This window comes from Actinomycetospora straminea (assembly GCF_028737255.1).
GTDB lineage: Bacteria > Actinomycetota > Actinomycetes > Mycobacteriales > Pseudonocardiaceae > Actinomycetospora > Actinomycetospora straminea.
In genome coordinates this window covers 44,079-63,673 of record NZ_JAQZAN010000009.1, presented here as the reverse complement: position 1 = coordinate 63,673, position 19,595 = coordinate 44,079, and the positions used below count along the sequence as shown (strand labels likewise).

The following is a 19,595-nucleotide window of genomic DNA, read 5'->3' as shown; positions in this document are numbered from 1 at the left end:
GCCATCTCGCCGGCGATCCGGACGTACCGGCCCCGCGTGAGGCTCTCCGACAGCGGGTCGAAGTGCTCGCGGAGGTGCTCGGCGTCGTCGTGGGCGCCCGCGGGGCACCACGGGGCCCAGTAGCCGGCTGTCTCGTCGCTCACGTCTCGCGGCATGCGACCTCCGGCGGCGGGCGGGCGTGACCGGCCGCGACGCTAGTGCCCGCGCGGCCGGATCACCACGCAGTCCGTGCTCGGTGCCGTGCTCGACCCTTGTGAGCGAGGAGCCGCGCCGCTGGTCCGCCGCGACGCGTCCTCGCCCCGGAGGACCGCGGGGGAGACCGGCGGTGCACGAGGGGATTACGCTGGCCGGTCGATGACGTACCTGGACCACGCGGCGACCACGCCGATGCTGCCGGAGGCGGCGGCCACCCTGACCGAGGCGCTCGGGCGCGTCGGCAATGCGTCGTCGCTGCACTCGGCCGGGCGCCGCGCCCGCCGGGCGGTCGAGGAGTCCCGCGAGACGATCGCGGCGGCCGTCGGCGCGCTGCCCTCGGAGGTCGTGCTGGCCACCGGCGGCACGGAGGCCGACAACCTCGCGGTCAAGGGCCTCTACTGGGCGCGCCGGGCCGCCGACGCCCGCCGCACCCGCGTCGTGGTGTCCGCCGCCGAGCACCACGCGGTGCTCGACGCCGCGGAGTGGCTCGCCGGGCACGAGGGCGCGACGCTCGACGTCCTGCCCGTCGACGCCCAGGGCCGCGTGCTGCCCGAGACCCTGCGCGAGGTGCTGGCGGCCCACCCCGACGAGGTCGCGGTGGTCAGCGTGATGTGGGCGAACAACGAGGTCGGCACCGTCAACGACGTCCGCGCGCTCGCCGAGGTCGCCCACGAGGCCGGAGTGCCGTTCCACACCGACGCGGTCCAGGCCGTCGGGGCCGTGCCCGTCGACTTCGCGGCGTCCGGCGTCGACGCGCTGTCGCTCACCGGGCACAAGCTCGGCGGGCCGGTCGGGGCGGGCGCGCTGCTGCTGCGCCGCGACGCCGTCTGCACCCCGCTGCTGCACGGCGGCGGGCAGGAGCGCGACGTCCGCTCGGGCACCCTCGACGTCCCCGGCACGATGAGCCTCGCGACCGCCGTGCGCGCCGCCGTCGCCGACGTCGAACGCCGCACGGCGGTGCTCACCGGGCTGCGCGACGACCTCGTCGCCCGCGTCACCGCCGAGGTCCCCGACGCCCGCCTCAACGGCGTCCCGCTCGACCGGCCCGGCGAGCGCCTGCCCGGCAACGCCCACCTGTCCTTCCCCGGCTGCGAAGGCGACAGCCTGCTCATGCTGCTCGACGCCCGGGGCATCGAGTGCTCCACCGGCTCGGCCTGCACCGCCGGCGTCGCCCGCCCGTCCCACGTCCTGCTGGCCATGGGCCTCGACGAGGACCTCGCCCGCGGCTCGCTGCGCTTCTCGCTGGGCCACAACTCCACGGGCGCCGACGTCGACGCGGTGGTCGAGGCGATCGGTCCGGTCGTCGAGCGCGCCCGCCGGGCCGGGGACGCGCTGGCGCACTCGTGAGGTGCCTTCGGCACGTGAGCAGAAAGAGGTGCTGGAGCACTTCTTTCTGCTCACCTGCGCGGAGCGCACCGTGAGGGTCCTCGCCGCCATGAGCGGCGGGGTCGACTCGGCGGTCGCGGCGGCGCGGCTGCGCGACGCCGGCCACGAGGTCACCGGCGTGCACCTGGCGCTGTCGGCGAAGCCCGCGACGATGCGCGAGGGCGCGCGGGGCTGCTGCTCGATCGAGGACTCCCGCGACGCCCGGCGCTGCGCCGACGTCCTCGACATCCCGTTCTACGTCTGGGACATGGCCGCGCGGTTCCGCGACGACGTCGTCGAGCCCTTCGTCGCCGAGTACGCCGCGGGCCGCACGCCGAACCCGTGCCTGCGGTGCAACGAGAAGATCAAGTTCTCGGCGGTGCTCGAGCGGGCCCGCGCGCTGGGGTTCGACGCCGTGGGGACCGGCCACTACGCGCGGCTCTCCGCGGACGGGGTACTGCGGAGGGCCGCCGACCCCGACAAGGACCAGTCCTACGTCCTCGGCGTCCTGCGCCCCGACCAGCTCGACGGCGCCCTGTTCCCGCTCGGCGACAGCGTGAAGTCCGAGGTGCGCGCCGAGGCGGCGGCGCGCGGGCTCGTCGTCGCGGAGAAGCCCGACAGCCACGACATCTGCTTCATCCCCTCCGGCGACACCCGCGGCTTCCTCGCCGAGCGGATCGACGCGGCGCCGGGGGAGATGGTCGACCCGAGCGGGGCCGTCGTCGGCCACCACCGCGGCGTGCACGACTTCACCGTCGGCCAGCGCCACGGCCTCGGCATCGCCCGCCCCGCGCCGGACGGGCGGCCGCGCTACGTGCTGGGCCTCGAGCCCGTGAGCCGCACGGTGCGCGTCGGGCCGGCCGAGGACCTCGACGTCACGACGCTGCGCGCCACCGACCCGGTGTGGCTGGCCGGGGCGCCCGCCGACGCCGTGGCGTGCGTCGTCCAGGTCCGCGCCCACGGGGGCCTGGCGCCGGCGACGGTGCGGGCGGACGGTGAGGGCGTCGAGGTCGTGCTCGCCGAGCCCCTGCGCGGTGTCGCCCCGGGCCAGGCGGCGGTGTTCTACCGCCCCGAGCCCGGCGGGGACGTCGTCCTGGGCAGCGCCACCATCGCGTCGACCGGCCGCTGACCCGGTCCCGGACGCCCACCCCGGACGCAACGAACGCGCTGTTCGCTGCTTCTAGGCGCGCGAAGGCCCCGTTGATCACCGCCGGGAGCCGCCCGCGATAGCCGAAGGACATGGCGCCGGCGGAGTAGGATCGGTGTCAGCATGACCACGAACTGCATCGGGTGCGGCCGCGCGATCCCCGCGGAGCGCGCCGAGCTGGGATACACCTACTGCACCGCCCCGGACTGCCAGGCGCAGTACCGCCGGGGCCCGACGGTCACCGCGGTGGCCGTCAACAAGAGCGGCGACGCCTTCCGCGTCGCCGAGCCCGACGAGATCGCCGCGCGCGCCGCCGCGGGCGAGTTCGCCACGAAGAACACCGGCCTCGGCACCGCGCCCGTCGACACCCCCCGGGTCCCGGCGCCGCGCCGTCCCCCGCGGCGCCCGGTCGCGGCGCGCGCCGCGCGACCGTCCTGGACCCCCGCCCAGGAGAACGTCGTCCGGCTCTACGCGGACATGGGTCTCTCGCCGCGGCAGATCGCCGAGCGCGCGCGGCAGAACACGCCCCGACTGGGGATCACCGAGGCCCTCGCGGTCCGCGTCCTGTCGGCGCCGCGCCGCTAGGGTCTGCGCCCATGGGCTTCGAGGCCGAGAACATCCGCGACTGGCAGGGCAAGAACGTCGTCGACCCCGCCGGCGGCAAGATCGGCGAGCTCGAGGCGATCTACGTCGACACCGTCTCCGACCAGCCGGCGTTCGCCACGGTGATCGTCGGCATGATCGGGCGTCGGCGGCTCGCGTTCGTCCCGCTCGCCGGGGCGACGGTCGCGCCCGACCACGTGCGCGTGACCGTGGCCAAGGACCTCGCCAAGCACGCTCCGTCGATCGACACCGACGGCGAGCTCGCGGCCGAGGACGAGCCGGCGATCTTCGAGCACTACGGGCTCGCGGCGGCCTCGCCCGGCGCGGCGCGTCGGCTGGCGCGGCGCTGACCCGTCACACGATCGCCACCGGGTCCAGCATCGAGCCCGTCGCACCCTGGATCTTGAGCGGGAGCGCCACGAAGAGGAACTCGTACGCCCGGGCCCGCGCGAGCTCCTCGAGGTAGATGGACTCGAAGAGATAGATCGCGTGCTCGATGAGCAGCAGGCTGTGGACCGGCTGCGGGTTGGCGGGGTCGCCGTAGTCGGGCGGCGGCTGGACCTCGAAGGTCTCGGTGTCGCTGCCCGCGGCCACCACCCCGCGGTCGAGCATCCAGCGGGCGGCGGAGAGGTCGGGACCGGCGGTGGCGTGCCGCGTCATCGCCTCGGTGTCCGGCCAGTGCCCGAGGTAGCCGGTGCGGACGAGCACCACGTCCCCGGCTCTCACCTCGACGCCCTGGTGCGCCGCGACGGCCGCCATCTCGTCGGCGTCCACCACCGACGACCGGGGCAGCGCGTCCACCCCCCGGTGGCCCGGCACGTCGATGAGGACCCCGCGGGTGACGAACGGCGGCAGCTTCGAGGCGTCGCCGTGCCGCGGGCCGCTGTCGCCGAGGTGCTCGCGCGGGTTGCCGCCGCCGTACCAGTGGTCGTCGTCGCCGATGGTGACGTGGGCGAGCGCGTCGACGTGGGCGCCGCTGTGGGACGTCGCGCTGAGCAGCTCGGCCATGTACCCGTAGCCGACGCCGTTGCGCGGGCCCCACGGCTGGGCCCCCTCGGCGCGCAGCCCGCCCGGGGTGCGCGCCATGCTCACCCGGAACGGCGGGTGGGCGCCGAACAGCGGCATGTCGGTGAACCGCGGCACCGCCAGGGAGAAGACCTCGCCGCGCGTGGGCAGCGCCAGCGCGGCGAGGATCTCCTCCGGACGGCGGAAGGCCGCCGGCCCGCGTTCCGGGTCGACCGCGGTCATCGGCGCCCCTGCGCGTCGGCGACCATGCCGACCACGCGCTCGGGCGTCATGGGCAGCTCGTCGACCCACACCCCGAGGGGGCGCAGCGCGTCGTCCACGGCGCTCGCGATCGCCGTCGGCGCGACCAGCCGGCCGCCCTCCCCGGCGCCCTTCACGCCGTACTCGGTGAACGGCGAGGGCGTCTCCAGGTGCTCGAGCACGATCTCGGGGACCTCGTGCATGCTCGGCAGCAGGTACTCCCGGAACGTCGGCGTCTCGAGCTCCCCGTCGGAGGCGCCGTAGCGGTACTCCTCCATCAGCGCCGCGCCGATGCCCTGCACGATGCCGCCGATGACCTGCCCCTCGACCAGGGCCGGGTTCATCACCGTGCCGCAGTCGTTGACCACGTAGTAGGCGCGCAGGGTCACCTGCCCGGTCTCGGGGTCGACCTCGACGATCGGGATGTGGCAGGCGTGCGACACCATCGGGTAGAAGGCGCCGAGGTCGCTGCGGTCGGCCGTGGGCGGCGTGAAGTACGGGTGGTCGTAGGTGTGGACCGCGACCAGGCCGCTGCTCTCGGCCTCGCTCGTGCCGTCGTTGAACAGGTGGGCCCGCATCGCGACCTCGGCCATGGTCATCGACGTGCCCGGCGCCCCCTTCGCACGGAAGACGCCCTCGACGCACTCCACGTCCTCGGGGTCCATCTCCATCGCGCTCGCCGCGACGCGGATCATCTTGTCCTTGACCGTCCGCGCGGCGCCGCGGGTCGCGCCCGAGAGCATGATCGTGACCCGGCTGCCGCCGGGACCGGCCGAGATCGCGCCGCTCGTGGAGTCGGCGTAGGCGACCGAGACGGACGACGGGTCGATCCCGAACTCCTCGGCGACGACCTGCCCGACCACGGTCTCGGGGCTGTTGCCCCACAGCGGGCAGCCGATCGTGGCGCGGACGCCGCCCATGGCGTCGACGTCGATCTTGCAGCTCTCCGGGGTGCTGGTCGCCGGCAGCGGGGCCTCGTCGCCGTAGAGGAACCACCACTCCGAGGCGTTGTAGCCCGAGCGCTCCTGGCAGCTCGCCAGGCCGATGCCGAGGTAGCGGCCCTCGGCGCGCAGCCGCTCCTGCTCCTCGCGCCACCGGTCCAGCCCGGCGATCTCGAGCGCGCGGTCGAGGACGGCCTCGTAGTCGCCGCTGTCGTAGACGTTGCCCGTCGGGATCTTGTACGGGAACTGCTCGGGCCGGATGAAGTTGCGCCGCCGCAGCTCGACGCGGTCGATGCCCATCTCGAGGGCGGCCTTGTCGACCAGGCGCTCGAGGATGAAGTTGCCCGGGTCCGCGCCCGCGCCGCGGAAGAAGCCCTGCTGGACCTTGTTGGTCAGCACGCACGAGACGTCGTAGCGCAAGCTGCCGATGCGGTAGGGGCCGACGGGCTGGGCCACCGCGTTGCCGTGCTGGCCGTGGGCGAACTGGAAGTAGGCGCCGTAGTCGTCGATGATCCGCAGGACGAGGCCGAGCATCTCGCCGTCCTCGGCCAGCGCGAGCTCGGCGTCGTAGATCCGGTCGCAGCCGACGTTGTCGTTCGCCGCGACGTTGTCGGTGCGGTCCTCGAGGTACTGGACGGGCCGGCCGCACGCCTTGCTGAGCGCCCCGGTGATCGAGACGACCTTGGTGATCAGGTGCTTGCTGCCGAAGCTGCCGCCGACCGTGCACGGGATCATGCGCAGCCGGTTGGTCGAGACCCGCAGGATCCCGGCGAACGCCCACGGCAGGAAGTTGATGAAGTTGCTGTTCGAGTACACCGTCATCGACTGGCCGTAGGGGTCCCAGGAGGCCACCGCGCCGGCCGTCTCGATGGGGTGGGCGCCCATCCGGTGCCACCGTGCGCTCGACCGCACCACCGTGTGTGCGCGGGCGAGGTCGCCGTCGACGTCGCCCCAGTCGAGGCTGCGGTGGAAGACGACGTTGGAGTCCAGCGTCTCGTGGACCCGCGTCGCCGACGGCTCCATCGCCGCGACCGGGTCGACCAGCGCGGGCAGGAGCTCGTACTCGACGCGGATCTTCGCGCAGGCGTCCTCGGCGGTGTAGCGGTCGGTCGCCGCGACGGCGGCGACGGCCTCGCCGGGGTACCGCACGCGGTCGACGGCGATGGCGCGCTGCTCGACCGGCTCGGCGCAGAAGGCCGGCATCGGGTCCACGAGCTCCGCGGCCGCCGCGCCGGTGAGGACCACGACCACGCCGGGCAGCGCCTCGGCCTCCGACGTGTCGATCGAGACGATCCGGGCGTGGGCGTGCGGGCTGCGCAGGACCGCGCCGTGCAGCATCCCGGGCAGGACGACGTCGCCGATGTAGCCGGCCCGCCCGGTCAGGAGCTTCGGGTCCTCCTTGCGCGCGACGCTCTGCCCCACCCAGCGGCGGGTCTCGGTGACGGGCTCCTCGACGATGCTCATGCCCGGACCCCGCTCTGCTCGGTCTTCTCGTCGGCCATCAGGCGGCCGGCCGCGCACACCGACCGGACGATGTTCTGGTAGCCGGTGCAGCGGCACAGGTTGCCGCCGAGGGCCTCCTCCACGTCCTCGCGGTCGGGCTCGGGGACGCGTTCGAGCAGCTCGCAGGCGCCCATCAGCATGCCGGGGGTGCAGAAGCCGCACTGCAGGCCGTGCTCCTGCGTGAACGCCTGCTGGATCGGGTGCAGCGTGCCGTCGGCCCCGGCCAGCGACTCCACGGTGCGCACCGACGAGCCGTCGAGCTGCGCGGCGAAGACCAGGCAGGACCGCGTCGCGACGTCGTCGACGAGCACCGTGCACGCGCCGCAGACGCCCTGCTCGCACCCCAGGTGCGTCCCCGGCAGGGCCAGGTCGCCCCGGAGCAGGTCGGCGAGCAGGGTGCGCGGTTCGGTGAGGAGGTCGTGGCGGGTGCCGTTGACGGTGATCCGGATGCGGACCTTGTCAGGCATGGGTGGTCTCCTTCGGCGAGGTCGCGCGGGCGAAGGCGGTGCTCAGGGCCCGGGCGGTCAGCACGCGGGCGAGGTGGCGACGGAAGTCGGCCGAGCCGTGGCAGCTCGGGACGGGGTCCAGGCCGTCGGCGGCACGCGCCGCGGCCTCGGTGAACGGGGACGGCTCGTCGGCGCCCACGACCGCGGACTCGACGGCGGGGACGCGCACGGGCCGCTGGTGGGCGCCGCACAGCGCGACCCGGGCCTGCGCGACCCGGCCGTCGTCACCCAGGCCGACCACCGCCGCGGCCCCGCACACCGGCAGGTCGCCCTGGCGGCGGGTGAGCTCGACGAAGGCGCTGCCGGAGCGGCCGGCCGTGACGGGCACCTCGACCCCGACCACCATCTCGTCGGCGGCCAGCGCGGTGCGGAACGGGCCGGTGAAGAAGTCGTCGGCGGCGACGGTGCGCTCCGCGGCACGGCTGCGGATCTTGACAAGACCGTCCAGGGCGAGCAGGGCGGCCGGGAGCTCGGCGGACGGGTCGGCGAACGCGACGCTGCCGACCACCGTGCCGCGGGCACGCACCGGCGCGTGGGCCACGTGCGCGCCGGCCTCGGCCAGCAGGGGGGCGTGGGCGGCGACGTCCCCCGAGAGCTCGCTCGTGCGCTGGCGGACCGTGGCGCCGAGGCTCAGGGTGGACGACCCGTTGTCGTTGGTGACGCCCAGCGCGTCGAGCCCCCGCACGCGGTTGATGTCGACCACGACGGCCGGGCTGACCTGGCGGGCGTTCATCATCCGCACGAGGCTCTGCCCGCCCGCCAGCACCCGGGCGTCGTCGCCGTGCTCGGCGAGGACGTCGAGGGCCTCGTCGAGATCCCGTGGTGCCGCGTACTCGAACGGCGCAGGCTTCATGAGCACCTCCGGGTGCTGGTGTGCGCGACCGGCGCCCCGGCGGGCGGGTCGGGGAGGGGGAGGCCGGCGGGGTGGTGTGATGTCGGTGCCGGCAGCTCGGACCGCGAGGTGTGCCCCAGGTCACACCGCTGACGATGCTGGCCGGTCCTGCCCGGCTTAAGCAACGTTAAGTTGGACGGCTCGGCCCGCGGCGTCCGAACGGCGCTGCCCGCTGCGACGGCCGGGCTTAACGTTGCTTAACGGCCGACGGCGGCCCGACGCTCACGCCGCCCTCTCTCCCGCTGTCTCGACGTCGGAGGCGGTCGCCATGCCCGCAGCGCGCAAAGTGATCATCACCTGTGCCGTGACCGGTGCCATCCACACGCCGTCGATGTCGAAGTACCTCCCCGTCTCGCCGGGGGAGATCGCCGAGGCCGCCCTGGGTGCCGCGGCGGCCGGCGCCGCGATCATCCACCTGCACGCCCGCGACCCGCGCGACGGCCGTCCGTCCCAGGACCCGGCCCACTTCGTGCCGATCCTCGAGGAGCTCAAGCGCCACACCGACGCGGTCATCAACCTGACCACCGGCGGCTCGCCCCACATGACGGTGGCCGAGCGGATGCGCCCGGCCCGGGAGTTCGCGCCCGAGCTGGCCTCGCTCAACATGGGGTCGATGAACCTCGGCCTCTACCCGATGCTCGGCCGGTTCACCGACTTCGAGCACGCCTGGGAGCGCGAGCACCTGGAGAAGAGCCGGGACCTCGTCTTCAAGAACACCTTCGCCGACATCGAGACCGTGCTGGAGATCGGGCGGGCGGGCGGCACCCGCTTCGAGTTCGAGTGCTACGACACCTCCCACCTCTACAACCTCGCGCACTTCCGCGACCGGGGCCTGACGCAGGGCCCGCTGTTCGTCCAGACCGTGATGGGGCTGCTCGGCGGGATCGGGCCCCACCCCGAGGACCTCATGCACCTGCGCCGGACCGCGAACCGCCTGTTCGCCGAGGGCCACGAGTGGTCGGTCCTCGGCGCGGGCCGCCACCAGATGCCGCTGGCCGCCATCGGTGCCGCGGCGGGCTCGCACGTCCGCGTCGGGCTCGAGGACTCGCTCTGGATCGGCCCGGGGCGGCTCGCCGAGGGCAACGCCGAGCAGGTGACGCGCGTCCGGGACATCCTCGGCGGGCTCGGGCTCGAGACCGCCACGCCGGACGAGGCCCGGTCCGTCCTGGGGCTGAAGGGCCGTGACGCGGTCGGCTTCTGACGGCAGGCTGTCGGCGTGACCGGCGACACACGCCCCCGCGCGGGCGTCCGCGCGTTGCGCGTGTCGGCCGCCGAGGTCGCCCGCCGCACCGGGGTGTCGGCCGCGACCGTCTCCTACGCGCTCAACGGGAAGCCCGGCGTCTCGGCGGAGGTGCGGGCCCGCGTGCTCGCGACCGCCGCCGAGCTCGGCCATCCCCTCGACCGCTACGAGCGGGCGGCCGAGCCCGAGCCCTCCCGCGTGCTCGGGCTCGTCCTCACCGACATCAGCAACCCGTTCTACTCCGAGTTCTCGGCGGGGACGATCGACGTCGCCCGCGCCCAGGGCTACGAGGTCTTCGTCGCCCACACCCAGGAGAGCTCCACGACGCTCGACACCGTGGTCCGGACGATGATCGCCCGACGGGTGGACGGGATGGTCCTGACCTCGCTGCACACCGACGACGGGGACGCCATCCGCCTGCTCCGCCGCGCCGGGACACCGTTCGTGCAGGTGACCCGCCGCATCCCGGGCCTGCGGGCCGACTTCGTCGGCATGGACGAGAAGGCGCTCTCGGTGGACATCCTGGGCCACCTGCTGGGCCACGGGTACACGGACCTCGCGATCGTCACCGGGACCCGGAGCTCGTCGTCCTCCGCGGAGCGGGCCCGCACGTTCGTCGCCACCGCCGCCGAGCTCGGGGTCCCGCTGCCCGCCCACCGGCGGTTCGTCGCGTTCCTCAACGCCGAGGGCGGGCGGCGGGTCGCGCAGCACCTCGTCGACGCCGACGACGTCCCCGCGCCATCGCCTGCGGGTCCGACGCCATCGCCTCCGGGGTCATCGGGACGCTGCGCGAGCACGACCTGCGGGTGCCCGAGGACGTCGCCGTCACCGGCATCGACGGGGTCTTCCCCGGCGCCTCGATGCTGGCCGAGCTCACGACCGTCACGCTCTCCCGGCGCCTCATCGCCCAGGCCGCGGTGGAACAGCTCATCCGGCGCATCGAGGGGCGGGGCGGCGGGGCGCTCACCGAGACGGTGCCCCACACCCTGCGCATCGGGACGAGCTGCGGCTGCCCCCGATCGGTCACGGCCGCGTCGCGCAGGCCTGCACCGCGCGCACCATGAGCGCGACCTGCAGCTCGAACAGGCCGTCCTGACGTCGGGGGTCGCAGCGGGCGAGCTCCGCGACGCGGCGCAGCCGGTAGCTGACCGTGTGGGGGTGCACGTGCAGCGCACGGGCGGTGTCCGCCGTGGAGCACCCGCCGCGCAGCCAGGCCCGCAGCGTCGCGACGAGATCGGTGCCCCGGGTGCGGTCGTGCTCCTCGAGCGCGCCGAGACGGTGGTCGGCGAGCCGGCGCAGGCCGTCGGGGGTGCCGGTCTCGAGCAGGAGCGCCGCGACCCCGAGGTCGTCGAGGTCGAGCACGCCGCCCGCCCCGGCCCCGACGGCCAGCGCGTGGGCGGTGCGGACCGTCCGCCAGGCCGCGGGATAGCCGTCCGTGGCGGTCACCGTCGGCCCGATCACGACGGGCCCGTCGCTCCCGGCGAAGGCCGCCGCGAGCTCCGCCCGATCGCCCTCCGGGACCAGGACGACGAGGGCGCCCTCGTGCTCGCCGACCAGCGGTGACCCACCCAGCAGGGTCGCGGGCGCGACGCCGGCGGGGGCCAGGACGACGGTGTGCGGGCGGCGCAGGTCGTGGTGCAGGGCGTCGGAGCGCGCGAGCAGGCTGCGCTCGTCGCCGGTGCCGGTGACCAGCTCCACCGCGAGGTCGCGGGTGAGCCGCAGCTCGGCCTCGACGGCCTGGCGGTGCGTGAGCAGCTCCAGCGCCACGAGCAGCGAGAAGCGCTCGATCACCGACCGGTCGGCCCACCCGTCGCCTCTCGCCACCCACAGGCGCGCGGCGAGCCCCCCGGCGACGACGATCGGCACCACCCAGGCACACACCGCGTCGCCCAGCGGCGCGCGCACCGTGCTCCGGTGGTCGTCCACGGCGGCCAGCGCCCGCCGCAGCGCCCGGCTCCGCACGACCGGCGGCACCCCGGCCAGCTCCGGCCCGGCCCGGCCGAGCGGGGAGCCCTCCGGGGTCTCCAGGGCCACCGACGCGTCGACCGCGGTGGCGAGGGCGTCGAGGACGCCGTCGAGCCCGGCGTCGTCGAGCAGGAGGCGCATCACGTCGCGGTCCTGCTGCTCGGCCCGCTCCAGGCGCCGGATGGTCGCCTCCTGGGTGGCCCGCAGCGCGGCCGTCGTCAGCACGGTCCCGGCGTACTGGGCCATGAGCTCGGCGGCCGCGAGCTCGTCCGGGGCGAACTCCCGCACGCGGCCCGTGTAGCCGACGAGCACGCCGGCCAGCTCACCGGCCCGCCCGTCCGGCTGCCCGTCCGCCTGCCCGTCCGCCTGCCCGTCGGCGCCGCCGAGCGGCACGGCGAGCACCGATCGGATGCCCTCGGCCAGGGCGAGCTCGCGCCACGGCCAGGTCGCCTCGGTGGCGCCCACGTCGGGCAGCAGCACCGTGCGCCGCTCGCGGACGGCGCGGGCGGCGGGCAGGTCGGACTCCCGCCGCCGGGGGTGGACCAGCAGCGGTGCCTGCGCCTCGAGGTCGCGGCGGTAGCGCTCGGTCAGCGCGTGACCGGCCTCCAGGACGAGTCGCTCGCCGGAGGCGTCGAGCAGCATCACCGAGCACGAGTCGGTGCGCACGAGGGTGCAGGTGTGCCGTGCGATGCGGCTCAGCAGGGCCTCGCGGGGCTCGTCCGCGTTGAGCGCCCGCAGGATGTCCGCGGCCGCCGTCATCCACTGCGCGTGCGTCGCGAGCACAACGAACCCCCGTCCCCGTTGGTCGGGCAGCCATAGCGTAGCCGCGGACCCCGGACGACCCTGTGCTCCACGTCACGCGTCGACGAGGGGGTCGCCCTGGTGTACCGGGTCGGGATCGACATCGGCGGCACGTTCACGGACGGCGTCGCGGTCGACGAGGACACCGGCGCCGTGACGACCTGCAAGGTGCCCACCACCCCCCACGACCAGTCCGAGGGGTTCCTCGCCGGGATCCACGCGCTCGGCATCCCGATGGCGGAGATCTCGCTGGTCCTGCACGGGTGCACCGTCGGGCTCAACGCCGTGCTCACGCGCACCGGCGCGACGATCGGCGTGATCACCACAGAGGGGTTCCGCGACGTCCTCGCCATGGGCCGGGGGCAGCGGCCCAGCGGCGACCAGTTCAACCCGCGCTGGCAGCGGGCGTTCGGCGACGCCCGCGAGCCTTTCTGCCCGCGCTGGCTGCGCCGCACGGTGGCCGGGCGGGTCGACCGCACCGGGCGCGAGGTCGTCCCCCTCGACGAGGAGGGGCTGGCCCGGGAGGTCCGGTTCCTCGTCGGCCGCGGCGTCGAGGCGATCCTCGTCTGCTTCCTCAACGCCTACGCGGACGACAAGCACGAGCGGCGCGCGGCCTCGATCGCCGCCGAGCTGGCGGACGTGCCGATCTGGACGTCCACCGGCGTGCACCCGTGCTTCAAGGAGTACCCGCGCTTCTCGACGGCGGTGGTCAACACCTACGTCGGGCCGCCGGTGCAGCGCTACCTCGACCGGGCCGAGCGGCGCCTCGCCGACGCCGGCTACAGGGGGCCGCTCATGGTGATGCAGTCCAACGGCGGGGTGCTCCCGGTAGGCACCGCTCGCGACCGCCCGGCGTACACGCTGCAGTCCGGGCCCACGGGTGGCGTCACCGGTGCCCAGCGGGGCGGGCGGCGCCTCGGGGCGCCGGACCTCATCACCCTGGACATCGGCGGGACCAGCGCGGACTGCGCGGTCGTGGTCGGCGGGGAGCCGGTCGTCACCACCGAGCTCGAGATCGAGCACGACGTGATCATCGCGTTGCCGGCGATGGCCGTGCACTCGATCGGCGCGGGCGGCGGCTCGCTCGCCTGGGTGGACCGGCGGGGGGCGCTGCGGGTGGGGCCGCGCAGCGCGGGCGCGGTCCCCGGCCCGGCCTGCTACGGGCGTGGCGGCACCGAGCCCACGGTGACCGATGCGCTGGCGGTCCTGGGCATCCTCGACCCGGCTCGCTTCATGGGCGGGTCCTCGACCTTCGACACCGCCGCGGCGCGCGCGGCGTTCACCCCGATCGCGACGGCCACGGGCCTGACCACCGAGGCCGCCGCCCGGGCCGTCCTTGACATCGCGACCGCCGCGATGGTCGAGGCGGCCCGCGAGGTGTCGGTCTACAACGGCATCGACCCGCGCCGGTTCGGGCTCTACGTCTACGGGTCGGCGGGCCCGGTGTTCGGCGCGCGCATCGGCCGGGCGCTGGGCAGCGCGTCGGTGATCATCCCGCCGCAGCCCGGGGAGCTCAGCGCCTACGGGCTGGCGCTCGCCGACCTGCGCCTGGACGTCGGCGAACCCGTCGTGCGGGCCCTGGGCGCGCTCGCGCCCGACGAGCTGGAGGCGGCCTACACGCGCCTGCGCGACGAGGCCGAACGGACGCTGGGCCGGGAGGCGGTCACCCACACCCGCTGGCTCGACGGCCGCTACCAGGGCCAGACCTGGGAGACCAACGGCGTCCCGGTGCCCGAGCGGCCCCTCGACGACGCCGCGATCGACGAGCTGCGCACCAACTTCGACGCCACCCACCGCCGCACCTGGGGCTACGCCGTCCCGCGCGCGGACGTGAAGGCGACGATGGCCCGCGTCACCGCCACCGTCGCGCTCGGGACGCCCGACGCCCCGGCGCCACCGCCGGTCGCCGGGGGCGGTGCGCCCGACCACGCGCGCGTGCACCTCGACGGGCGGTGGCGCGACGTCCCGGTGGTGGCGCGCGACGGGCTGGCGGTGGACGCGCGGGTCGAGGGCCCGGCGCTGGTCGTCCAGCCGACGGCGACGACGGTGCTGGAGGCGGGCGACGTGCTCACGGTGGAGGCGACCGGTCACCTGACCATCGAGTGGGAGCGGGCATGAGCGACCAGGTCGCCCTCGAGATCATCCGCAGCGCCTTCTTCGCGACCGTGCGCCAGGCGGGCCGGATCATCCTGCGGTCGAGCTTCTCGCCGATCATCCGCGACGCGTTCGACTTCTGCGTCACCCTGATCGGGCCCGAGGACCTCGAGCGCGGCCTCGCGCACGACGTCGTGGCGATGAACGAGAGCCTCGCGCACTTCTCGGGCGTGATGCCGTTCATGGTGCGCAACCTGCTCTGGGAGTACGGCGTCGAGAACCTGCGCCCCGGGGACCTGCTCGCGATCAACAACCCGTTCAAGGGCGGCAACCACGTCTACGACAACGGGTTCTACAAGCCCGTCTTCGTCGGCGACCGGCTGATCGGCGGCGTGGCCGTCAAGGCTCACCTGATGGACATGGGCGGGGTCACCGCGGGCGGCTACTCGACGCGCAAGCGCTCGCTGTTCGAGGAGGGCGTCGTCATCGCCGGCGTGCCCGTCTACAAGGACGACCGGCCGTGGACGCCGGGCTTCAACCTGTACTTCGACAACTCCCGGCTGCCCGACAACATGATCGCCGACCTGCAGGCCATGCACAGCGCCTGCACGTTCGCCGAGGAGCGCCTGCTCGCGCTGGCCGAGACCCACGGCGTCGACACCGTGCACGACGCCATGGCCTACACGCTCGACTACGCCGACCGCTCGATGCGCGAGGGCCTCCGGGCGCTGCCCGACGGTGACTTCGTCGGCGAGGACGGCATCGACGCCGACGCGTTCCACGACGAGCCGTACGTCGTGCGCGCGACCGTCCGCAAGCGCGGCGACGAGATCGAGGTCGACTTCTCGGGCACGACCCGGGAGGCGGCGTCGTCGGTCAACTGCTCGGTGTTCGACGCCGCGAACGGCGTCTACACCGCGCTGAAGTTCCTCTGCGACCCGCACAACCCGAACAACGCCGGGGCGTTCCGGTGCATCACCGTGGTCGCGCCCGAGGGCACGTTCATCACCGCGCGGCCGCCGGCCGCGACCACCATGTACTTCGACGCGGCCGAGGCGGTGTTCAACGCCGTCACCAAGGCGATCATCTCCGGGGCCCCGCCCGAGTCGGGCTTCGGCGGGCACTACGGGTCCAACATGGGGCTGTTGATGACGGGCAGCACCGCGGCCCCGCCGGCCGGGCCACGGCGCCACGGCGGCGACGGCGTCGCCGAACGCCTCGCCGCGGCGACCCAGTCGATCCCGGTCGTGCTGGAGGACGGCGCGGGGTCGGGGCGCAAGCTGTTCGTCGCGCCGATGCTGGCGCTCGGGGGCTTCGGGGGGTCGCCGGAGGGCGACGGCGAGAACTTCGTGTCGATGAGCCAGCAGAACCTCATGGACATGTCGATCGAGTCGATCGAGGAGGACCATCCCATCGTCGTCCTACGCAAGGAGTTCGTCGCCGACACCGCCGGGCCGGGCGCGCACCGGGGCGGAGCGGGCGTCGTCTACGACCGGATGCTGGTCGGGGACGCCGACGTGTACCCGATGCTCCTGCACCTGCGGATCCTGCCGTGGGGCGCCGACGGCGGAGGCCCGGGCCGCCCCGGCGGGGCCTGGATCGGGGAGCCGGACGGGGGACCCGCCGCCGAGCGCTGGCTGGGCGCGGCCGACGAGGACGTGCGGCCGCTGGGCGGGTACTTCGCGGACTCCGGGACGGCCGCGGCGCCGCACGAGGGACGGTGGCACGCGGGGAACGCCGACATCGCCGCCGCCCCGGGCACGCTCCTGCGCGTGCGCACCCCGGGGGCCGGGGGCTGGGGGCCGGCGTGGACCCGCGATCCGGAGGCCGTCCTGCGCGACGTGCGCGACGGCTTCGTGACCCTCGAGGGCGCCCGGGCCGACTACGGCGTGGTGATCTCCGGCGACGTCGACGAGGGCCCCGACGAGCTGGCGGTGGACCGGGAGGCGACGGCGGTGTTGCGCTCGTGACGATGTTGTTCGGCCGGCCGGCGGAGCCGGAGCGCGCCGTCGTCCGCACCGACCTCGACGAGACGTGCCCGGCGTGCGGCAGCACGGCGGTGCAGGGCTACCCGCTGCTCGAGGTGACCGGGTGGTGCCTCGTCGCCCGCTGCGCCGACTGCCTGCACGTGCTGCGCCGCGAGGCCAGCCCGACGCCGTTCGGCTTCAGCTACGTGCCCTACAGCGTCCACCTCCGGCGATGATGTCGCCTGCGGGTCGGCGGTTACTGGCTCGTATCCCTCGCCCGACGAGCGATACGAGCCAGTAACCGCCGGACACCGGCCTGGACAGCCGCCAGGGCGAGGCGCAGCGGGCTGGTCCTCGTCGTCGGCGCCTCGCCGGTGCGCGCGGCCTCGTCGACGGCGGCCGCGAACTGCTCGAACAGCCGCCGCGACACGTCACCGGCCAGGGCGCGGCCGAACTGGGCCACGCGGCCGCTCAGGTGCACGTCGGCGTCGGCCCACAGCACCGTGCCGCCCCCGTCCCCGGGTTCCGCGGCGAGCCGGATGACGGCCTGCGTCGACGACCCGCCCCGGTCCGCGCCCTGCGCGAGCAGGCGCAGGCGGTGCGTGGCGGGGTCGCGCTCGACGACGTGGGCGAGCCCCTCGAAGCGCAGCGACACCGGCCCGAGCGCGACGACCGCGCGCCCCCGGTAGCGGTCGTCGCCGAGGTCCTCGGTCATCGCCGCGCCGGGCAGGCAGGCGACGAGCCGCTCGGGGTCCGACACCACCGCCCACACGTCGTCCACCGACGACGACAGGGCACTGCGCACCTCGACCGTCACCGTCGGCGGGCCGGACGGCACCGTGATCTCGGCGGGCGAGGTGGGGGATTTCCTGACGTCTGACGCCAGCGTGGACGCCACGCTGGCACCCCCCGAGCGCCCGACGAGCGCGGGGGGCGCGGCGGCGCGGGGCGGGGGGACGCCGTCGGGGTGGGTGCGCGCGACGTCGTCGACGGCCGCGAGGATCCCGCGGTAGCCGGTGCAGCGGCACAGCACGCCGGACATGTCCTCGGGCAGGGTCGCCGGGTCGTAGGTGCCGCCGGCGAGCAGGTCGTAGGCGCTCATCAGCATCCCCGGGGTGCAGAACCCGCACTGCAGCCCGTGGTGGTGGGAGAACGCCTGCTGCAGCGGGTGCTGGTCGGCGGCGGTCCCGAGCCCCTCGACGGTGGTGAGCGCGGCGCCCTCGCACTGCACGGCGAAGAGCAGGCACGCGCGCACCGCCTCGCCGTCGAGGAGGACCGTGCACATCCCGCAGACGCCGTGCTCGCAGCCGACGTGGGTGCCGGTGAGCCCGAGGTGGTCGCGCAGGACGTCGGAGAGCGTGGTGCGCGGGGCGACGGTGACCGTGACCGCCCGCCCGTTGACGGTGAGGGCCACGTCGGCGGTGGCCTCGGCCTCGACCCTCATGCCTGCGCCTCCCGGTGCGCTCGGACGATCTCCCGCGCGGCGAGCACGCCGAGCAGGCGGGCGCGGTAGCCGCGCGAGCCGTGCGCGTCCCCGTCGGTGTCGACGACCTCGGCGGCGAGCGCGTCGGTCGCCGGGCGCAGGCCGGCCTCGGTCGGGTCGGGGTCGAGCGTCAGCTCGCGGACCACGGGCCGGTCGGACACCCCGAACGCCGCCAGCACGGCCTCGTCGCCCCGGACCCGCACCGCCACCCCGGCGAGGGCGTAGTCCCCGTGCCGGCGGGCGATCTCGGCGAACCCGAAGCCCTCGCCGGCCCGCGCGACCGGGAACCGGACCCCGGTCACCAGCTCGTCGGCGCCCACCGCCGTCGTCATGGCCCCGGTGACGAACTCGCGCGCCGGGACGACCCGCTCGCCGCGCGCGCCGCGGACCGTCACCGACGCCCCGAGGCACGCGGCCACGGCGGGCAGCTCGGCGGCGGGGTCGGCGTGCGCGAGGCTGCCGCACACCGTCCCGCGGCTGCGCAGCTCGCGGTGCCCGACGAACGGCATCGCGCGTCCGATCAGGGGGACCGCGCGGGCGACGTCGGAGCGCTCCACCGTCCGCTGGCGCACCGCGGCGCCCACGTGCAGCTGCCCGTCCTCGATCACCAGGGAGTCCAGCCCCGGCAGTCGCGTGATGTCCACCAGCGTGCCCGGGCGCCCGAGGCGCATCGCCAGCACCGGGACCAGCGACTGCCCGCCCGCGAGCACCTTGGCGTCCCCGCCGGCGAGCACGTCCACGGCCTCGTCGACGGTGTCGGGGCGGCAGTAGGCGAACGGTGCGGCCTTCATCGCCGGGTCACCGGCCCGTGAACGTCGGCGTGCGCTTCTCGCCGAACGCGGCGACGCCCTCGGCGAAGTCGTGGCTCGCGCGCAGCATGGCGTAGGCCTTCCGCTCGAGCTCGATACCGGAGTAGAGCGGCGCGTCGACGCCCCGGTCGAGCACCTCCTTCGCCGCGCGCAGGGCGAGGGGCGAGAAGCCGAGCATCTTGGTGACCAGCGCCTCGGTCGCCTCGTCCAGCGCCGCGCGATCGGGGTGCAGCTCGGCGACGACGCCCCAGTCGGCGGCCTCCTGCCCGGTCATGCGCCGGGCGGTCATGACGTGGTGCTTGGCCCGCGAGATCCCGATCAGCCGCGCCAGGCGCTGGGTGCCGCCGGAGCCGGGGATCATGCCGAGGTTCATCTCGGGCAGGGCGAAGCGGCTGCGCTCGGTGGCGAGGCGGATGTCGCAGGACAGCACCAGCTCGAGGCCGACGCCGAACGCGTAGCCGTCGACGGCGACGATCACCGGCTTGGGGCTGCGGGCCGGCGCGGTGACGTTGTGGCCGAGGTCGGTGAAGTCGATCGGGTCGACCTCCATGAACCCGGCGATGTCCCCGCCCGAGGAGAAGTGCTCGCCGTCGGAGCGGATGACGACCACCTGCACGTCGGGATCGCGGTCGATCTCGGCGAAGCGCTCGGCCATCAGCTCGCGCATCTCCCACGTGATCACGGTGTAGCGCCCGTGGGACAGCGTGACGTCCGCGACGCGCCCGTCGTGCGAGCGCTCGAGCCGGACCTCGCCACCGGTCAGTGCCATGGGAACCCTTCGTCGTCGGTACGTGAGCGGAAATCCCGGCCATGGCCGG

Annotated in this window: 16 protein-coding genes and 2 pseudogenes; 10 read left to right on the top strand and 8 right to left on the bottom strand. The window is 75.0% G+C overall.

Features of this window, described 5'->3' with window-relative positions:
* Positions 1–354: 354 nt before the first annotated feature.
* The 4 genes from PH190_RS14105 to PH190_RS14090 all read left to right on the top strand — a co-directional run bounded on the left by PH190_RS14105 (position 355) and on the right by PH190_RS14090 (position 3,660).
* The gene (locus PH190_RS14105; protein WP_274232156.1) at positions 355–1,542 is read left to right on the top strand and encodes a cysteine desulfurase family protein; all 1,188 of its coding nucleotides are present in this window, start codon (positions 355–357) and stop codon (positions 1,540–1,542) included.
* 70 nt (positions 1,543–1,612) lie between these two features.
* A complete protein-coding gene (gene mnmA / locus PH190_RS14100) occupies positions 1,613–2,689 on the top strand; it encodes a tRNA 2-thiouridine(34) synthase MnmA (RefSeq protein WP_274232155.1) in 1,077 nt (358 codons plus the stop codon).
* 141 nt (positions 2,690–2,830) lie between these two features.
* Positions 2,831–3,292, top strand: a complete 462-nt coding sequence (locus PH190_RS14095) for a hypothetical protein (RefSeq protein ID WP_274232154.1) — start codon at positions 2,831–2,833, stop codon at positions 3,290–3,292.
* 11 nt (positions 3,293–3,303) lie between these two features.
* Complete coding sequence (locus tag PH190_RS14090; RefSeq protein ID WP_274232153.1) at positions 3,304–3,660, top strand: PRC-barrel domain-containing protein; 357 nt, start codon at positions 3,304–3,306, stop codon at positions 3,658–3,660.
* A 4-nt stretch (positions 3,661–3,664) separates the two neighbouring features.
* Here PH190_RS14090 and PH190_RS14085 read toward each other — a convergent pair whose 3' ends face one another.
* The 4 genes from PH190_RS14085 to PH190_RS14070 are packed head-to-tail and all read right to left on the bottom strand — an operon-like array spanning position 3,665 to position 8,379.
* Positions 3,665–4,558, bottom strand: coding sequence for a cyclase family protein (locus PH190_RS14085; RefSeq protein WP_274232152.1), 894 nt, complete (start codon positions 4,556–4,558; stop codon positions 3,665–3,667).
* On the bottom strand, positions 4,555–6,981 hold the full coding sequence (locus tag PH190_RS14080; RefSeq protein ID WP_274232151.1) for a xanthine dehydrogenase family protein molybdopterin-binding subunit: 2,427 nt from the start codon (positions 6,979–6,981) through the stop codon (positions 4,555–4,557). The genes PH190_RS14085 and PH190_RS14080 overlap by 4 nt, the downstream gene beginning before the upstream one ends.
* Positions 6,978–7,487 carry a (2Fe-2S)-binding protein gene (locus tag PH190_RS14075; RefSeq protein ID WP_274232150.1) on the bottom strand — a complete coding sequence of 170 codons (510 nt, stop codon included), beginning with the start codon at positions 7,485–7,487 and terminating at the stop codon, positions 6,978–6,980. The genes PH190_RS14080 and PH190_RS14075 overlap by 4 nt, the downstream gene beginning before the upstream one ends.
* On the bottom strand, positions 7,480–8,379 hold the full coding sequence (locus PH190_RS14070; protein ID WP_274232149.1) for an FAD binding domain-containing protein: 900 nt from the start codon (positions 8,377–8,379) through the stop codon (positions 7,480–7,482). Before PH190_RS14070 ends, PH190_RS14075 begins: the two co-directional genes overlap by 8 nt.
* A 307-nt stretch (positions 8,380–8,686) precedes the next feature.
* Here PH190_RS14070 and kce point away from each other — a divergent pair, with 307 nt between their 5' ends.
* The 3 genes and pseudogenes from kce to PH190_RS14055 all read left to right on the top strand — a co-directional run.
* Complete coding sequence (kce, locus tag PH190_RS14065; RefSeq protein ID WP_274232148.1) at positions 8,687–9,619, top strand: 3,5-dioxohexanoate:acetyl-CoA acetone transferase; 933 nt, start codon at positions 8,687–8,689, stop codon at positions 9,617–9,619.
* 15 nt (positions 9,620–9,634) lie between these two features.
* A pseudogene (locus PH190_RS30795) lies at positions 9,635–10,261 on the top strand (LacI family DNA-binding transcriptional regulator); the annotation flags it as partial.
* A gap of 35 nt (positions 10,262–10,296) precedes the next feature.
* Positions 10,297–10,722: pseudogene (locus PH190_RS14055) on the top strand (substrate-binding domain-containing protein); the annotation flags it as partial.
* Here PH190_RS14055 and PH190_RS14050 read toward each other — a convergent pair.
* Positions 10,682–12,406 carry a helix-turn-helix domain-containing protein gene (locus tag PH190_RS14050; protein WP_274232146.1) on the bottom strand — a complete coding sequence of 575 codons (1,725 nt, stop codon included), beginning with the start codon at positions 12,404–12,406 and terminating at the stop codon, positions 10,682–10,684. The pseudogene PH190_RS14055 and the gene PH190_RS14050 sit on opposite strands and share 41 nt — an antisense overlap.
* A gap of 99 nt (positions 12,407–12,505) precedes the next feature.
* Between PH190_RS14050 and PH190_RS14045 the strand changes: the two genes are divergently transcribed.
* The 3 genes from PH190_RS14045 to PH190_RS14035 are packed head-to-tail and all read left to right on the top strand — an operon-like array spanning position 12,506 to position 16,721.
* Entirely contained in the window at positions 12,506–14,542 is a 2,037-nt protein-coding gene (locus PH190_RS14045) for a hydantoinase/oxoprolinase family protein (protein WP_274232145.1), read from the top strand.
* Positions 14,539–16,488, top strand: a complete 1,950-nt coding sequence (locus PH190_RS14040; protein ID WP_274232144.1) for a hydantoinase B/oxoprolinase family protein — start codon at positions 14,539–14,541, stop codon at positions 16,486–16,488. The genes PH190_RS14045 and PH190_RS14040 overlap by 4 nt, the downstream gene beginning before the upstream one ends.
* Positions 16,485–16,721 carry a hypothetical protein gene (locus tag PH190_RS14035; RefSeq protein ID WP_274232143.1) on the top strand — a complete coding sequence of 79 codons (237 nt, stop codon included), beginning with the start codon at positions 16,485–16,487 and terminating at the stop codon, positions 16,719–16,721. The genes PH190_RS14040 and PH190_RS14035 overlap by 4 nt, the downstream gene beginning before the upstream one ends.
* Before the next feature lie 20 nt (positions 16,722–16,741).
* Here PH190_RS14035 and PH190_RS14030 read toward each other — a convergent pair whose 3' ends face one another.
* The 3 genes from PH190_RS14030 to PH190_RS14020 are packed head-to-tail and all read right to left on the bottom strand — an operon-like array spanning position 16,742 to position 19,546.
* Positions 16,742–17,929, bottom strand: a complete 1,188-nt coding sequence (locus PH190_RS14030) for a xanthine dehydrogenase family Fe-S subunit (protein WP_274232142.1) — start codon at positions 17,927–17,929, stop codon at positions 16,742–16,744.
* Complete coding sequence (locus PH190_RS14025; protein ID WP_274232141.1) at positions 17,926–18,759, bottom strand: FAD binding domain-containing protein; 834 nt, start codon at positions 18,757–18,759, stop codon at positions 17,926–17,928. The genes PH190_RS14030 and PH190_RS14025 overlap by 4 nt, the downstream gene beginning before the upstream one ends.
* A 7-nt stretch (positions 18,760–18,766) precedes the next feature.
* Entirely contained in the window at positions 18,767–19,546 is a 780-nt protein-coding gene (locus tag PH190_RS14020; RefSeq protein WP_274232140.1) for an enoyl-CoA hydratase/isomerase family protein, read from the bottom strand.
* Positions 19,547–19,595: the final 49 nt, after the last annotated feature.

What these genes read in the sequence shown, in the direction of transcription:
- PH190_RS14105 (WP_274232156.1), top strand. Translation starts at nt 355, where the DNA reads ATGACGTACCTGGACCACGCGGCGACCACGCCGATGCTGCCGGAGGCG.
- PH190_RS14095 (WP_274232154.1), top strand. Translation starts at nt 2,831, where the DNA reads ATGACCACGAACTGCATCGGGTGCGGCCGCGCGATCCCCGCGGAGCGC.
- PH190_RS14090 (WP_274232153.1), top strand. Translation starts at nt 3,304, where the DNA reads ATGGGCTTCGAGGCCGAGAACATCCGCGACTGGCAGGGCAAGAACGTC.
- PH190_RS14085 (WP_274232152.1), bottom strand. Translation starts at nt 4,558, where the DNA reads ATGACCGCGGTCGACCCGGAACGCGGGCCGGCGGCCTTCCGCCGTCCG.
- PH190_RS14080 (WP_274232151.1), bottom strand. Translation starts at nt 6,981, where the DNA reads ATGAGCATCGTCGAGGAGCCCGTCACCGAGACCCGCCGCTGGGTGGGG.
- PH190_RS14075 (WP_274232150.1), bottom strand. Translation starts at nt 7,487, where the DNA reads ATGCCTGACAAGGTCCGCATCCGGATCACCGTCAACGGCACCCGCCAC.
- PH190_RS14070 (WP_274232149.1), bottom strand. Translation starts at nt 8,379, where the DNA reads ATGAAGCCTGCGCCGTTCGAGTACGCGGCACCACGGGATCTCGACGAG.
- kce (WP_274232148.1), top strand. Translation starts at nt 8,687, where the DNA reads ATGCCCGCAGCGCGCAAAGTGATCATCACCTGTGCCGTGACCGGTGCC.
- PH190_RS14040 (WP_274232144.1), top strand. Translation starts at nt 14,539, where the DNA reads ATGAGCGACCAGGTCGCCCTCGAGATCATCCGCAGCGCCTTCTTCGCG.
- PH190_RS14030 (WP_274232142.1), bottom strand. Translation starts at nt 17,929, where the DNA reads ATGAGGGTCGAGGCCGAGGCCACCGCCGACGTGGCCCTCACCGTCAAC.
- PH190_RS14025 (WP_274232141.1), bottom strand. Translation starts at nt 18,759, where the DNA reads ATGAAGGCCGCACCGTTCGCCTACTGCCGCCCCGACACCGTCGACGAG.
- PH190_RS14020 (WP_274232140.1), bottom strand. Translation starts at nt 19,546, where the DNA reads ATGGCACTGACCGGTGGCGAGGTCCGGCTCGAGCGCTCGCACGACGGG.